Annotated in this window: 14 protein-coding genes; 10 read left to right on the top strand and 4 right to left on the bottom strand. The window is 39.3% G+C overall.

Annotated features, from left to right (window positions below; all coding sequences use genetic code 11):
• Nucleotides 1-124 precede the first annotated feature (124 nt).
• Both OA91_RS24685 and OA91_RS24680 read right to left on the bottom strand, forming a co-directional pair.
• Nucleotides 125-481 carry a permease gene (locus tag OA91_RS24685; protein WP_269447894.1) on the bottom strand — a complete coding sequence of 119 codons (357 nt, stop codon included), beginning with the start codon at nucleotides 479-481 and terminating at the stop codon, nucleotides 125-127.
• Complete coding sequence (locus OA91_RS24680; RefSeq protein WP_269447893.1) at nucleotides 469-1041, bottom strand: permease; 573 nt, start codon at nucleotides 1039-1041, stop codon at nucleotides 469-471. Before OA91_RS24680 ends, OA91_RS24685 begins: the two co-directional genes overlap by 13 nt.
• Before the next feature lie 127 nt (nucleotides 1042-1168).
• On the opposite strand from OA91_RS24680, the gene OA91_RS02475 reads away from it, so the two are divergent.
• Complete coding sequence (locus tag OA91_RS02475; RefSeq protein ID WP_063337014.1) at nucleotides 1169-1504, top strand: ArsR/SmtB family transcription factor; 336 nt, start codon at nucleotides 1169-1171, stop codon at nucleotides 1502-1504.
• 109 nt (nucleotides 1505-1613) lie between these two features.
• Nucleotides 1614-2144 carry an NUDIX hydrolase gene (locus OA91_RS02470; protein ID WP_063337013.1) on the top strand — a complete coding sequence of 177 codons (531 nt, stop codon included), beginning with the start codon at nucleotides 1614-1616 and terminating at the stop codon, nucleotides 2142-2144.
• A gap of 13 nt (nucleotides 2145-2157) precedes the next feature.
• Here OA91_RS02470 and OA91_RS02465 read toward each other — a convergent pair whose 3' ends face one another.
• Both OA91_RS02465 and OA91_RS02460 read right to left on the bottom strand, forming a co-directional pair.
• A complete protein-coding gene (locus OA91_RS02465) occupies nucleotides 2158-4044 on the bottom strand; it encodes a methyl-accepting chemotaxis protein (protein WP_063337012.1) in 1887 nt (628 codons plus the stop codon).
• A 307-nt stretch (nucleotides 4045-4351) separates the two neighbouring features.
• On the bottom strand, nucleotides 4352-4951 hold the full coding sequence (locus tag OA91_RS02460) for a methyltransferase domain-containing protein (RefSeq protein WP_063337011.1): 600 nt from the start codon (nucleotides 4949-4951) through the stop codon (nucleotides 4352-4354).
• Between the two features lie 260 nt (nucleotides 4952-5211).
• Between OA91_RS02460 and OA91_RS02455 the strand changes: the two genes are divergently transcribed.
• The 8 genes from OA91_RS02455 to OA91_RS02420 all read left to right on the top strand — a co-directional run bounded on the left by OA91_RS02455 (nucleotide 5212) and on the right by OA91_RS02420 (nucleotide 13701).
• Nucleotides 5212-5661, top strand: coding sequence for a RidA family protein (locus OA91_RS02455; RefSeq protein ID WP_046017183.1), 450 nt, complete (start codon nucleotides 5212-5214; stop codon nucleotides 5659-5661).
• Nucleotides 5661-6338, top strand: a complete 678-nt coding sequence (locus OA91_RS02450) for a DUF1028 domain-containing protein (RefSeq protein WP_063337010.1) — start codon at nucleotides 5661-5663, stop codon at nucleotides 6336-6338. The genes OA91_RS02455 and OA91_RS02450 overlap by 1 nt, the downstream gene beginning before the upstream one ends.
• Nucleotides 6339-6688: 350 nt before the next feature.
• Nucleotides 6689-7852, top strand: a complete 1164-nt coding sequence (gene argE / locus OA91_RS02445; RefSeq protein ID WP_063337009.1) for an acetylornithine deacetylase — start codon at nucleotides 6689-6691, stop codon at nucleotides 7850-7852.
• 107 nt (nucleotides 7853-7959) lie between these two features.
• Nucleotides 7960-9057, top strand: a complete 1098-nt coding sequence (locus tag OA91_RS02440; protein WP_063337008.1) for an ABC transporter ATP-binding protein — start codon at nucleotides 7960-7962, stop codon at nucleotides 9055-9057.
• Nucleotides 9054-9998, top strand: coding sequence for an ABC transporter permease (locus tag OA91_RS02435; RefSeq protein WP_082827753.1), 945 nt, complete (start codon nucleotides 9054-9056; stop codon nucleotides 9996-9998). Before OA91_RS02440 ends, OA91_RS02435 begins: the two co-directional genes overlap by 4 nt.
• Nucleotides 9995-10828: an ABC transporter permease gene (locus tag OA91_RS02430; RefSeq protein WP_231870295.1), complete on the top strand. Its 834-nt coding sequence runs from the start codon at nucleotides 9995-9997 to the stop codon at nucleotides 10826-10828. Before OA91_RS02435 ends, OA91_RS02430 begins: the two co-directional genes overlap by 4 nt.
• A gap of 30 nt (nucleotides 10829-10858) precedes the next feature.
• On the top strand, nucleotides 10859-11884 hold the full coding sequence (locus OA91_RS02425) for an extracellular solute-binding protein (protein WP_063337007.1): 1026 nt from the start codon (nucleotides 10859-10861) through the stop codon (nucleotides 11882-11884).
• Nucleotides 11885-12273: 389 nt separating this feature from the next.
• Nucleotides 12274-13701 carry an APC family permease gene (locus tag OA91_RS02420; RefSeq protein ID WP_063337006.1) on the top strand — a complete coding sequence of 476 codons (1428 nt, stop codon included), beginning with the start codon at nucleotides 12274-12276 and terminating at the stop codon, nucleotides 13699-13701.
• Nucleotides 13702-13929 lie beyond the last annotated feature (228 nt).

The raw sequence follows: 13929 nt of genomic DNA, 5'->3' as shown, positions 1-13929 counted from the left end.
ATAAATAATCAAACAATAAAATCAATCTAACCTTTGAGAATTATAAAAATACTGAGGATTTAGCAGAGCTATTTCACTCGCTAAATCCATTTGGCTATCTTAGAAGAACAATGTATTCAGACCATTAAAAGATAAGGCTATATAAAAAGCCCGCTCCCATTGCCATAGTTAAAATGACAGCTAGGAAAGCATAAATCATTTTATTTTTGAAAATTGATTTAAGCAAAATAATTTCAGTAAGACTCGCCCCAGCGCTGCCAATAATTAACGCCATGACAGCTCCTAATCCCATACCTTTAGCGGCTAATGCCGCACTAAGAGGGATGACAGCTTCAGCACGGATATATAAAGGAATACCGATAATAGCAGCGACTGGAATGGCAAAAGGATTATTATCATTGGCGAACCGAGCAACAAGGTCTGTTGGCATAAAGCCATAAATCATAGAGCCTAACGCGATCCCCCCTATCAGATAAGGCAATACTTTTTAAAGTCTTTCCAGCTTGATTGCCAAATTGCAAACCATGGTGTGCCTTGCTTAGCTTGTCCCTTTGAGTTGCCAGAACAACCTTTACTAACAGGCTCTGCATAAGCTTCTTGTTTCACATACTTTTCAAATCCTAATGCTTCAAGCAGGATTCCCGCCATAATTGAGACACCAAGTGCAATCGCGAAATAAAACAAAGTTACCTGAATACCAAAAGTCACGGCAAATAGCCCAATAATGATTGGATTTAACAAAGGGCTAGCAAATAGAAAAACCATCATGGTGCCAAAACCGGCTTTTGCACGTAACAAGCCTTTTAAAAAAGGGATGGTAGAGCAAGAACAAAACGGTGTAATGGCACCTAAAAAGCCAGCAACGATATAACCTTTACCTTTCTTTGTACTCAAAATGCTTTGAATTTTAGCAGGGGGAATATAATGCTGTAACACCCCGACAAGATAGCTTATCAGTAGGAACAACAAGGTTAATTCCACCGCTAAAAACACGAACATATTCAGAGTTTCTGTCACCATACTCATATCAATACCTAACATAATCATCTCACTATCATTTTATCTATTAATTTCTATATTCCTGGATTTGTCGAAATATAAAGAAATAAATTAGATAAAACAAATTATTTCGATTATTATCGAAATAACTTTTAACAGGGATGCCATTGTGGACATAGAAATTATTGCCAAAGCCTTAAAAGAATTAGGCCATCCAACTCGGCTTAGAGTCTTTAAAACCGTTGTCAGAGCTGGGGTTCAAGGCGTTGCCGTAGGCAGCTTACAGGAATCTTTAGGGATTCCAGGTTCCACCCTCTCTCATCATATTTCTAGCTTGTCATCAGCTGGGCTTATTAATCAAAGGCGTGAAGGCAGAGTGTTATATTGTGTTGCTCAGTACGAACAGTTGCAGAATGTTATTGGCTTTTTGCAGGATGAATGTTGTGCTGACGATGCGACACATACAGAGAAAATGACATTAGCCGATTTTCAAGCTAACCAATAGTAAGTGTATTAAAGACTTCCTTAAGCACTATTATAAAAGAGTGTTAAAAATGATAGGTCGCACTTATAATCCCGCTTTCTATTTTTACTAGTTATTATTGAGTGCTTACATGCGTTTATTAGCTTCTACACTTCATCCTGATATTTCACCTGAAAAGCTCCAAGATGCCTCTATCAAGCGAGTTTTACGACGTGCAACAAGGGGCATTATTATTCGAAATGACGAAATACTCATGCTCTATACCAAGCGTTATCATGACTATAGTTTACCAGGTGGTGGCATTGATGAAGGTGAAGATAATATTCAAGGCTTAATACGAGAACTAAGAGAAGAAACAGGCGCTAAAAATGTTCGTAATATCCAAGAGTTTGGTTGTTATGAAGAATATAGGCCTTGGTATAAGGAAGATATAGACATAATGCAGATGCAATCATTTTGTTATGTCTGTGACATTGATGAAGAACTTGATACACCTGAACTAGAACATCATGAAATTCAAAATGGCATGCACCCAGTTTGGATGAATATTCATGCGGCCATTGCTCATAATGAAGAAACTATGGCTTCAAGCCCAAAAAAAGGCCTCTCTATTGTCAGAGAGACCTTCCTTTTAAAGCGTATTCTAGAAGAGTTAGTTTAAATGCTAAGCAACATCACACTGTTGTGAATACACGGGTTTTAGTATCTAGGTGATCAACTAAGGAGTTTATTTGGTTAGTACTATCAGCGATCGTTGAAATGGAATCCGTGTCTTTCTGCAATTGCTGTGCAATGGCATCCATTTCCTCGCTCATATGTTGAGAGGTTTTGGAAACTTCCTGAATTGAGATGGCCATATTATGAGCAGAATCAGCCCCTGTTTGAGCATTTACTTCAATCTCTCTCATCGCTTGTGCGGCCTTCTCACCAGAGGTTTCTATGGCCTTTAAGTTCTCTTGACCATCCTTCATGGTTGTTATGGCATTATTCGTCGAGGTTTGAATCGTACTTACTATGGCAGTGATACTTGACGTTGCTTCAACAGTTTTTTCTGCCAATGAACGAACCTCATCAGCGACAACAGAGAAACCACGACCTGCCTCCCCAGCTCTTGCCGCTTCAATCGCCGCATTCAAAGCGAGTAAATTAGTCTGATTAGCCAAATCATTAATCATAGAAATTACACCATCAATGTCTTTAGACAGTTTACCTAAATCATTCAGTTGATCACTGGTTTTATTAACAAACCCAACTGTCATGGATAAATTATCAAGCGCATCTTTAATGGTTTCAGCGCCATTTTTAGCAGATTCAAAGGTATCTTTCGATTGAACACTTAAAGTGCTTGTCGTAGTGGCAATATTCGAAATAGTTGCAGAAATTTGATCTGTTGCTGCTGCTAAGGAGTTCGTTTGTGTGTTAACCGATTTATTACTATCAGCAATATCAGTAACAGCAAGGTTAAGTTCACTTACCATGCCATTAACCTCTTCTGTGGTTTGAACGACATCACCTATTACTGAACCTAACCCATTAGTCATGGCATTAACCGAATTACACAGGGCATCAAACTCATCATTGCGTTTAGCATTGATTGCTAACCTAGCACTCAAATCCCCTTCCTGCACCTTGATTAGGTCGCGAATAATCTGGTTAAGTGAGCGATTGACGCTCTTTCCTATGAATGCCATTAAGACACCAGCAAAAAGTGCCACTATGACACTGACTGCAATTAAGGTAAGACTTGCTTGTTGCGAGCTTTTCTTAGCAAATTCAGTCGCGTTTCTGGTCATACTCGCTAAATATTCAGATGCATTGTCACGTTTCACATCAAACTCAGCTCGTTGCTGCTTAAAGTCTTCTTCAGCGGCACTGGTTTTCAAGGTTTCTTTTGTGAGCTTTTCAACGGAAACTAAGTAAGCATTGATGCTTTCACCAAACCTGTCTTCTAAACCAAAGTTCTGAACCCTTTTATGGAACTCGTTAAACTTCGCCATAAAGGTATCAAGGTTATTTTGGGTGGTTTCGAATACATAGTTTTTCTCAGCTTCACGAACAGGTAGAAATGAGCGTTTCACCAAACTCAGCTTGCCCACATCTTCAAGTACCTTGTCACCTAAACCCGCAATTTCTCCCTTAAGCCCAGTTTGGCCACTAAAGCCTAAACGCTGTCTTTGTAGCACCACATACCCAAGTGCATCGGAGAAGTTAGTTAAACTCACCATAGTTGCTTCTAAATGAGACTGACCTTCTGGGGATTCTATGATTAAAATGTCTTCTTCAAGGCCAAGAAGAAGATCAATCTTATCCATATTTATCTGATCAACATAAACTTGAAAGTTATCATCATTAACCTCAAACATCGCCTCGTACTCTTTCATCATTGCGATTTCGAGTGAATCTAAATTACTTTCAATTCCAGATAAGGTTTGTAAGCGGTTGGAAGATTCTGTTTGGATATTTAATCCATTTAACGCCACTAAAGTGACAATAATAAATCCACTGATAGCACTGATAAGAAGAATACTTAGTTTCGCTTTAAAGCTAAGATTTACAAACATAATACACTTACCTTATTAGAAAATTTAATCCATCCAATTTTTTAAATTGTAAAAGTAATATCCAAAAAGATATTACACTCCATTACGTTTAGGTAAAAATATTGGTCACACAGTTACAATACCATAACTTAAGTAACCTTAGGTTAATAAGGCCTAGGTGATTTTATACTTAATTTGTAATTTTTCTCTGTTTTAGCAAATCTGACACCGATTAAGCTAAAAGTTGAAGTCTTAAAAATTAAGTCTTAACTAAGCAGAATTAATTTTATGCATTAGCAAAACTAATATGAAAAGTAATGAGGTGCAATTATTGGAGTTTACGCGCTAATAAGGTGTGACTATGACGATTAATTTCTTCCCCTTGAAAATTAACGCCAGAACGGTTTCTTTCATGCCAATCAATTATTTCAAAAGATGAAAAGTAACGTCTAATATCAGCCTCACTTAAAGCCAGAACATTGTCTGGGTCGTGTTTGGCATACGAGTCATTAAGACCTAAAAAGTCACCACAAAACAAACCGCCTAACTGTATTGAGCGCGCTAAGTTATGCCAGCAAATCTCAAAGCGCTTAGGGTTACATACAAAGAAACTTGAATCAGCAATTACCAGACCATTAGAAGGATAGATATAGGTATCTAAATCACTTAAGCAGATGGCAAAATTTGATTCGTTAATAAACCGCATGCGACATAAATTAACTGCATTAGGATCTTTATCGAAGGCATGTATATTAAGTCCATTATCAATTAAAAATTGGCTATTATTTCCAACACCACAACCGCACTCTACTGCACACAAGATATCCTTAGGGAGTAGCTCGACAACTTTTTCCAGAATTTTTCGGTGAGGTTTAGTTTTAACTTTTGCAAGGTAATCATGCCAAGAGCTATCGGGGAAACTTTCCATCATTCATCCTAATTGAATAAAAAGTGAGCTAAGTATGGCACATATTTTTTAAAAGCCCTGTCTGTTTTCCAGCAAAAAAAAGCTTCTCTATTATTATTTTTTAACATCACTCTCACTGCATTATTTTTTCTTATACAAGTTAAAAGTTAATAGTATTTTATTTATCTAAAGGGCTTTCTTATGCTGCATTAAAAACGCGTTAACGGCTGTTTTTAGCCCTTGTATGGTTTTCAGAATGCGACAAAGCGTAAGGAGCTTTCATGTCTAACACTACACCGACACATACTCGAATTCGTATGTTCAATACCAAAGAAACTTATCCCAACCAAAGTTTGGACAATGACCTCTGCCAAGCAGTACGTGCAGGCAATACAGTTTATGTGCGCGGGCAAGTCGGCACGGACTTTGAAGGTAATCTAGTCGGTTTGGGTGACCCAGGTGCTCAAGCAAAACAAGCTATGAAAAATGTGAATCAGTTACTAGAAGAATCTGGCTCTCATATTAGCCATGTTGTCAAAACAACAACCTACATAACAGACCCAAGATTCCGTGAAGATGTCTACAAGGAAACAGGTAAATGGTTTAAAGGTGTTTACCCTATTTCAACTGGTTTAGTGGTTCAAGCCCTAGCTCAAGCCCAATGGTTAATGGAAATTGATGTTATTGCAGTGATTCCAGACGATTGGCAACCAGAAAAAGGAGAAGCATAATGACCTTCTCTGTTGCTGGAGTTTGCCCTGATACAGGTATGCTTGGCAGTATTATCACCTCGTCTAGTATCTGCGTTGCCAGCCGCTGTCATTTCGTTAAATCCAAAGTGGGTGTTGCGCTAACGCAAAACATTACTAACCCTGATTTAGGACCGCGTGCTCTCACATTATTAGAAGATAGCAGCTACCCAGATACCCAATCTGTGTTAGAGCAACTTAAGCAAGAAGAAGCCAGTATTGAGTGGCGTCAATTAGGCATACTTGCAGCTAATGGAGACAGTGCAACTTTCAGTGGCGAGCAAGCATTGGGCATTCATAATCTTGCCAAGGGCAAAAATGTTATTGCTATGGGCAACTTATTAGCAAACGATCAAGTACCTCAAGCTATGGTAAATGCATTCGAATTAAGTAAGGGTAAACTTGCTGATCGTTTACTGCTTGCATTAAGAGCTGGTCTTGAGGCTGGTGGTGAGATGGGGCCAATACAATCTATTGGCTTAAAAGTGTGTTCAGACCCTGAATGGCCTATCATAGATTTAAGGGTGGACTGGCATGATGATCCACTACAAGAGCTTGAGTCTTTATGGCAAGCATACGAGCCGCAAATGCAAGCCTATATCACACGCGCCAAAGATCCAGCTAACGCCGAATCATACGGAGTCCCAGGGGACGAATAAACTCTCATTTGATATCTAAAAACCAGTGCTGGCCACTGGTTTTTTATTGGTTTCAATCCAAGGTTTTAGGGTAATTCATACCTTTCCATCAACTTCTTTCACTAAAGACAAGAAAAAATTTTTATTTTCAATTGGATATTTAAAAAACTTAAGCATTCTAAAAACATAAACAATATGCCAATTGGATTCATTTTTTTAATACAGTTAACAACTTTATAATATTTTATTGCCTTTAAATTACGACATATCCTCAAGTTATCACTTAGAGAATGATCTCAATCAGTTTTTAACAAGTAAGTAAAAACCGAGCTTTGATTCCAAACACTGCAACCAAATTTAAAGGCAAGATGATGACAGATACCCTCACCACACAGATTTTAAGCAAGCTAATTGCTTTTGATACCACCAGCAGTGAATCTAACCTTGCCCTCATGCACTATGTGCAATCTTTTCTTTCTGAGCACAGTGTAGAAAGTCGCTTGGTTTACAACCAAGAAAAAACCAAAGCCAATTTATATGCAACCTTAGGTCCTCAAGACAAAGCTGGCGTCATGCTATCCGGCCATACAGACACAGTACCTGTTACTGGCCAAAACTGGACACAACCTCCTTATAAATTGAGCAAGTTAAACGATCGTTACTATGGTCGTGGTACCAGTGATATGAAAGGCTTTGTGGCAGCAGTGCTGGCTAGTGTGCCACAAATACAAGCAAATGAACTACACACTCCTATTCACCTCGCGTTTTCCTATGATGAAGAAGTTGGCTGTGTCGGGGTCAGAAAGCTGATCGAAAACCTCAAAGAGCAAACAATAAAACCTGCAATTTGCATTATTGGCGAACCCACCTCCATGCAGGTTGTAACCAGTCATAAAGGCAAAATAGCGGCGACTGTAAAAGTTATCGGTAAAGAATGCCATTCAGGCATGGCGCCAATGGGAGTCAACGCCATTAACTATGCAGCTAGATTGATTCATTGGTTAGAACAAGCGGCTATCCAAAGAAAGTTGGCAGGCCCGTTTGATTCCAACTATGACATTCCATATAGCACGATACATACAGGTGTTGTGCAGGGTGGCCAAGCCCTCAATATCGTTCCTAATTTTTGTGATTTTACCTTTGAAATGCGCAATATAGCCAAAGAAGACCCTTTCCAGCTATTCGAAGAATTCAAAACTTATGCTAACCAGCTCATCACTGAAATGAGAGAGATTAGTGAAGCCTGTGATATCCAAATTGAGTTAATCACCCAATATCCAGGATTAAGTACATCAGAAACCGAAGATGTCGTTAGCTACGTCAGAAATCTCGCTCAATCTCAGGAAAAAGCCAACATCAACTTTGGTACAGAAGGCGGTTTATTTAGCCAAGAACTAAATATCCCCACTGTCGTTTGTGGGCCAGGCAGCATGGACCAAGGCCATAAACCAGATGAGTACATTGAAGCCTGCCAACTAGCTCAGTGTGACCTTTTTTTAAAAAGGCTAATACAGAGTTTACAGCAAGCTAACTAGGGAAAAACAAACTAAATACACATTTACATTCATCAGCCATTAAAGAGTCATTTATCGAGAATTAGCCCTAGCGCATAGACACATTCATTTTAAAGAAGAGACGCACAATGAGCATTGCAATAAAAATAAATAACATCTCAAAGTCGTATGGCTCTTATCAAGCCCTCAACAATATTTCACTAGAGATTAAAGATAATGAGTTTTTTACCCTTTTAGGCCCAAGTGGTTGCGGTAAAACAACTCTCCTGAGAATGATTGCTGGCTTTGAAACACCCAATGCTGGTGTCATCCAGCTCCATGGGGATGACATTCAGTCTCTTGCAGCACACAAGCGACGAGTCAATACCGTTTTTCAAAACTATGCCTTATTCCCTCATATGAGCCTTGAGCAAAATATCGCCTTTGGCCTTGAAATGATCGGCTGGGGTAAAGACAGAATTCAAGCCCGTGTTGATGAGATGCTAAACCTTGTGCATATGACGCAGTTTGCCAAGCGCATGCCATCGGCGTTATCCGGCGGTCAGCAACAACGTATTGCGCTTGCCCGCACTTTGGCACCAGAACCGAAAGTACTGTTACTCGATGAGCCTCTTTCAGCATTGGATCTCAAACTTCGCCAAGCAATGCGGGATGAATTACAGCAACTACAGCGTAACACCGGCATTACTTTTATTTTTGTCACCCATGATCAAGAAGAAGCACTGGCGATGTCGGATCGTATCTGCATTTTAGCAAATGGTGATATTCAACAATTAAGCACACCAGCTGAGATCTATGAAAACCCGGCGAATAAATTTGTTGCAGATTTTATAGGCGAAACCAACTTTTTAAATGTTGATGTGATTAACAAAGGAAAGGATCAACCCCTAAAGGTTAAAACGCCATTAGGTGTTGACCTTGAACTAGACCCTAGTACACAAGCGGGTTTCAACGCTTTAATTGAAAACCAATCCTGTCATGCCACCCTTTCTTTAAGACCTGAGAAAATTTCTATAAACAGTGATGGGCTAGACATCAATCTAGAAGGCAGGATTACCCAACGTACTTATATGGGTGGTTACACCCATTATACAGTGCACACAGAACAAGGGCAGAACCTCAAAGTATCTAAACGAAATCACATCAGCAACAACATAAGCTACGGCATTAATGAAATGGTCAAAATTGGCTTCTTACAATCATCAGTAAGGGTATTAACACAATGAACCAGATCATCAATAACGCTCATAAGCAGAATGCCTCAATCAACAAGCCTTTTAACCTTAGATTGTCTTGGAATCTAATTGGCCTAATGCCAGCCTATTTGGTGATGTTTTTTTTAATGATCATTCCTCTAGGCATCATTTTTTATGTCTCTATGATGACTTCAGATCCCTATGGCGGATACGAAGCTATTTTTTCCTTAGAGTCATACCAGCAAATACTCTTTACCTATGACTGGGATGATAATTTAAACCTTAACTTTCAATATCTGATTATTATTGCTCGCACTTTACTTTTAGCATCAGCCACCGCAATTATTTGCCTATTAATCAGCTTTCCAGTTGCCTACTTCATATCAAGACAATCAAACAGTACCAAGGCCCTACTGCTTTACCTGATTACCTTACCGTTTTGGGTCAGCATGGTGATTCGCGTTTATGCTTGGGTTTTGATTTTAAGCAATGATGGTGTTTTAGAGTCTAGCCTAACTTTCTTAGGCCTCACCTCAGGTATGGATAGCCTTCTGTATAACAATAACGCCATGTTAGTTGGCATGGTTTACAGTTATATCCCACTGATGATTTTGCCTATTTATGCCAGTATCGAAAAACTTGATGCTCGCCTTACAGAAGCAGCCAGTGACCTCTACTCCACTCGTTTAAGTACCTTAACTAAAATCATTTTGCCCTTATGCAAACCCGGCATAGTGGCAGGTTTTATTCTTGTTTTTGTTCCATGTTTAGGCACGGTACTCGAGCCCATGTTACTCGGCGGCGGCAAAACCATGATGATGGGGAACTTGATTCAAAACCAATTCAGCATTGCTAGAAACTGGTCATTTGGAGCCAGCCTTGCTGTGGTGTTACTTATCATAGTCATGCTTTTTCTTATGTGGAATGCCAGAAAAAGCTCTCGCCCTATTGTTGAAGGGAGTGCTGTATGAGCCATTCAAATAATCAAAATGCACTTATGCGTTTTATCACCGCAAAAAATAAAGATGTGAAACACTATCCTGGTTTTGGCCTAATCAGTGTCGCCTTCTTTCTCTTTTTGTATTTACCCATTTTAGTCGTAATCACCTACTCATTTAATAGCAATAAAATCGTCTCTGTGTGGCAAGGATTTTCATTTAAATGGTATCTCAGCGCTTTGCAAAATGAAGGTTTAATGAATGCAGTACAGGTCTCATTAACCGTTGCCACCATAGCAACTATTATTGCGACCAGTGTTGCTACCGCGGCCGCATTGGTTCTATCTCGTGGTAAAGAGGTTAAACATGTAAAACTGTCTGAGACAGTGATCAATTTACCCTTAATGCTGCCAGAAATCGTCTTTGCGGTCGCCATACTGATTCTTTTCTCTCAACTTGGCTTACAAGATGGATTAACCAAGTTAATCCTTGCTCACGCTTGTTTTTGCATCCCCTTTGCATTTTTACCCATTCGCGCTCGCCTTCAAGGTATGACGAACAATTTAGAGCAAGCAGCTCAAGATTTATATGCCAACCCTTGGATTACCTTTAAGCGCATTACCTTACCCTTAATTCTTCCCGGGATTTTTGCCGGCGCCATGCTTAGTTTTGTGATTTCAATGGATGATTTTATCACCAGCAGCATAGTGTCAGGTGGAGGCGCAACAACCCTACCCGTTTATATTTTCTCGCTGGTAAAACAAGGCGTTTCACCTGAGTTAAATGCTATTTCCACCCTCATCATGCTGGTTTCCCTATTACTGGTAACACCAGCTTGGATGATATCTAAACGCAATAAGTAACCTCGATAACAATAACAAAGGATAAGCACTATGAAATTTGCAAAATCTACCCTAGCAGGACTTACCGCCCTTAGCCTTTCGTTCTCGGTTAGCGCCGCTGAAAAGCTCAATATCTATACTTGGTCTGAGTCCATTGACCCAAGTCTCATAGAAAAATTTGAGCAAGAGACAGGTATACAAGTCACCTTAGATGGCTACACCTCTAATGAGGATTTGTTAGCAAAACTTAAATCCGGCTCAAGTGATTATGACTTGGTTATGCCAAGCCAGCACTTTGTTAAAATTATGATTCAGGAAGATCTGCTTAAAAACATTAACGCTAAATCACTTGCTGCATTTAAAAACCTTGACCCAAGATGGAAAGGCCAATGGTGGGACCCAAATGATGAGTACTCCATCGCCTTTGCTTATGGCACAGCAAGCTTTGCATTTAATACCAATGAATACTCAGGTCCTGGCAACTCTTGGAAAGAGTTTTTTGAACCAGAAGAAAGTTTGAAGGGAAAAATTGCTGCTTTTAGTACGCCTGATGAAATCATTCCAGCAGCACAAGCTTATCTAGGAATCGATTTTTGTAGTGAAGACAGTAATGAAATGAAGCGTGTTTATCAGCTACTTAAAAAGCAAAAGCCTTACGTGGCGGTTTATAGCTCAGACAATATCAGCTCTCGCCTAGCAGGCGGAGAAGTCGCCATGCACTCTTGGTGGGATGGAGACACAATGCGAGCTAGAAAAGATAACAAGGCCCCCATTATTTATGCTCAACCACTTGAGGGTTTGATTGGTTGGCTAGATGCTTTAGTGGTTCCTAAAGGTTCACGCAATACAGAAAATGCTAAAACCTTTATTAACTGGATTAGCCAAGAGGCCAATGCGACAACCCAATACAATTATTATGGCCACTCATCAGGCTTCATCATTAATGCAAGAAACGCCAAACACAAACCGAATAATTCGCCAGAGATATTTCCTGAAGTAAGAGTCAAATTTACCCAGGCATGCTCTCCTGTCGCACAAAAGTTAGTTGATAAAGTCTGGACTCAATTGCTTTTATAAGCTGTCACATAAAAAGTTGAAGCCAATAGACTCGCCTCTATTGGCTTTTTTTATGTCTAACCTAGGGGCCTTTTAACTTTCTATTAGATTTTAACGAATAAATTGGCTGGTAAAGAGCAGATTATTTGGATAAAAAATATTTATGCAGCAAAGTGATTTTTAATATTTTAATAATAAAGAAAGACTACGTACTCTTAATTTATCAGCAAAAACTGATACAAAGCACTCTTTAGCGCTAATCCACTAAGATTAAACAATGACATGTCATCTTTGATAAGGATTCAAAAAATAGTAAGAAGAGCCTAATTCGTTAACAAGTAAGTGAACAACAGGCTTTAAATTTTAATAGCCGAGTCAAATAACAATAAATACTCTCTTTGGAGCGAAAGATGTCAAACCCCACCACCTATGGTAATGCCGATCAGGCTAAAACAGATACATCAAAGCCAACTGGCTTTAATAAAATATTAGGTTTAGGTTCGCTGTTAGCGGTCGCTATTGGTTTAGTAGTGTCTCAAGGCGTGATGGTACTCATGCTACAGGGCGCGGGCATTGCTGGTTTAGGTTTCATAATACCTTTAGCCATTGCCTACTTGCTTGCAATTACCTATATCATGTCTTTTTCAGAACTATCCTTAATGATCCCAAGAGCAGGAAGCTTAAGTACTTATACCGAAGCTGCTATTGGCCATTTCCCAGCTATTTTAGCGGTTTTCTCTGGTTACGTCGTCGTTGCCATGTTCGCTCTATCTGCCGAACTCTTATTGGTCGACTTCATCATTGAGAAAATTTATCCGGGTATCTTCCCTCAATACTCAGTTGGTTTTGGTTTATTAGCCATCTTTACCTTCTTAAACTTAATGGGGTTAGATGTTTTCGCCAAGCTACAAACCACGCTAGCCTTTGTAATGGTTGTTGTCCTCTTGGTACTTGGATTATCTGCTGTAACTGAAATCTCAGCACCTCACAATCAAAGCATAGACTTGGTCTCCAACTGGAATCCACTGGGTGCAGAAGTGCTTACCCTAGCTGCATTAGCTATTTGGGGCTTTGTTGGCGCAGAATTTGTTTGTCCGCTAGTGGAAGAGTCAAAAGATGCGAATAGAAATATACCTCGCTCTATGATGATAGGTGTGACCATTATTTTCATTACTATCACTCTATATTGCCTTGGTGCTTTGCTTTATATCCCAGCTGATGATTTAGCTAATTCAACACTGCCTCACTATGACTTTGCCCAAGCAGTATTTGGTGATGTTGGTTTAATGTTTTTAGCCATTGCTGCTATTACAGCAACTTGTAGCACGGTGAATACCTCATTAGCGGCAATACCAAGAATGCTTTATGGTATGGCAAAAAATGGTCAGGCATTCCCTCAATTCAAAACATTAACAAAGGAAAAGAAAACCCCTTGGGTTGCTATTGTCTTTGTCGCTTTAATTACAGGTATTCCTATGCTGCTGTTAAGAGATCAGCCTGAGTCTATCGGTTTACTTCTTATCTCAGCTGCGATTGCCTGGTTGTTGGCTTATATCATCACCCATATCAACGTTCTTGTATTGCGCAAACGTTATCCAAGTATCGACAGACCATATAAAACACCTTTTTACCCTATCCCTCAGATTGTTGGTATTTTAGGAATGCTTTATGCCATTTATTATGCCTCACCAGCACCAGAGTTAAGTACTCAAATATTTGGTGCCGCGGGTGTGGTACTTGGCCTTGTGACCATCATTGGTGTTCTTTGGGTGAAACTGGTCATGGGTAAACCCCTTTTCAAAGCCACAGACATTGATGAAATTCTCAAGCCAAAATAGCTTCACCTAAGTATTAAGTGAACTTTAATACTAAACCCGTAAACATAATGTTTACGGGTTTTTCTGTTTTTTTACGCTCACTTTGCTCTCACCAATGTACTTCTTCCACCTTCAAGATCTCCTATACTTTTAAAGCGCACTTAGTTAGTCAGGACTTTTTAGATTCTTAATTACAGTCATTCTTTGCATAGGTTTTTTTAATATTTAAGTAAAATTTTTAATATTTTA

Origin of the sequence: Marinomonas sp. SBI8L (assembly GCF_001624705.1) — a bacterium.
Taxonomy (GTDB): Bacteria; Pseudomonadota; Gammaproteobacteria; order Pseudomonadales; family Marinomonadaceae; genus Marinomonas.
This window is presented reverse-complemented; position numbering and strand designations above follow the sequence as displayed.

What these genes read in the sequence shown, in the direction of transcription:
- OA91_RS24680 (WP_269447893.1), bottom strand. Translation starts at nt 1,041, where the DNA reads ATGTTAGGTATTGATATGAGTATGGTGACAGAAACTCTGAATATGTTC.
- OA91_RS02470 (WP_063337013.1), top strand. Translation starts at nt 1,614, where the DNA reads ATGCGTTTATTAGCTTCTACACTTCATCCTGATATTTCACCTGAAAAG.
- OA91_RS02465 (WP_063337012.1), bottom strand. Translation starts at nt 4,044, where the DNA reads ATGTTTGTAAATCTTAGCTTTAAAGCGAAACTAAGTATTCTTCTTATC.
- OA91_RS02460 (WP_063337011.1), bottom strand. Translation starts at nt 4,951, where the DNA reads ATGGAAAGTTTCCCCGATAGCTCTTGGCATGATTACCTTGCAAAAGTT.
- OA91_RS02455 (WP_046017183.1), top strand. Translation starts at nt 5,212, where the DNA reads ATGTCTAACACTACACCGACACATACTCGAATTCGTATGTTCAATACC.
- OA91_RS02450 (WP_063337010.1), top strand. Translation starts at nt 5,661, where the DNA reads ATGACCTTCTCTGTTGCTGGAGTTTGCCCTGATACAGGTATGCTTGGC.
- argE (WP_063337009.1), top strand. Translation starts at nt 6,689, where the DNA reads ATGACAGATACCCTCACCACACAGATTTTAAGCAAGCTAATTGCTTTT.
- OA91_RS02440 (WP_063337008.1), top strand. Translation starts at nt 7,960, where the DNA reads ATGAGCATTGCAATAAAAATAAATAACATCTCAAAGTCGTATGGCTCT.
- OA91_RS02435 (WP_082827753.1), top strand. Translation starts at nt 9,054, where the DNA reads ATGAACCAGATCATCAATAACGCTCATAAGCAGAATGCCTCAATCAAC.
- OA91_RS02430 (WP_231870295.1), top strand. Translation starts at nt 9,995, where the DNA reads ATGAGCCATTCAAATAATCAAAATGCACTTATGCGTTTTATCACCGCA.
- OA91_RS02425 (WP_063337007.1), top strand. Translation starts at nt 10,859, where the DNA reads ATGAAATTTGCAAAATCTACCCTAGCAGGACTTACCGCCCTTAGCCTT.
- OA91_RS02420 (WP_063337006.1), top strand. Translation starts at nt 12,274, where the DNA reads ATGTCAAACCCCACCACCTATGGTAATGCCGATCAGGCTAAAACAGAT.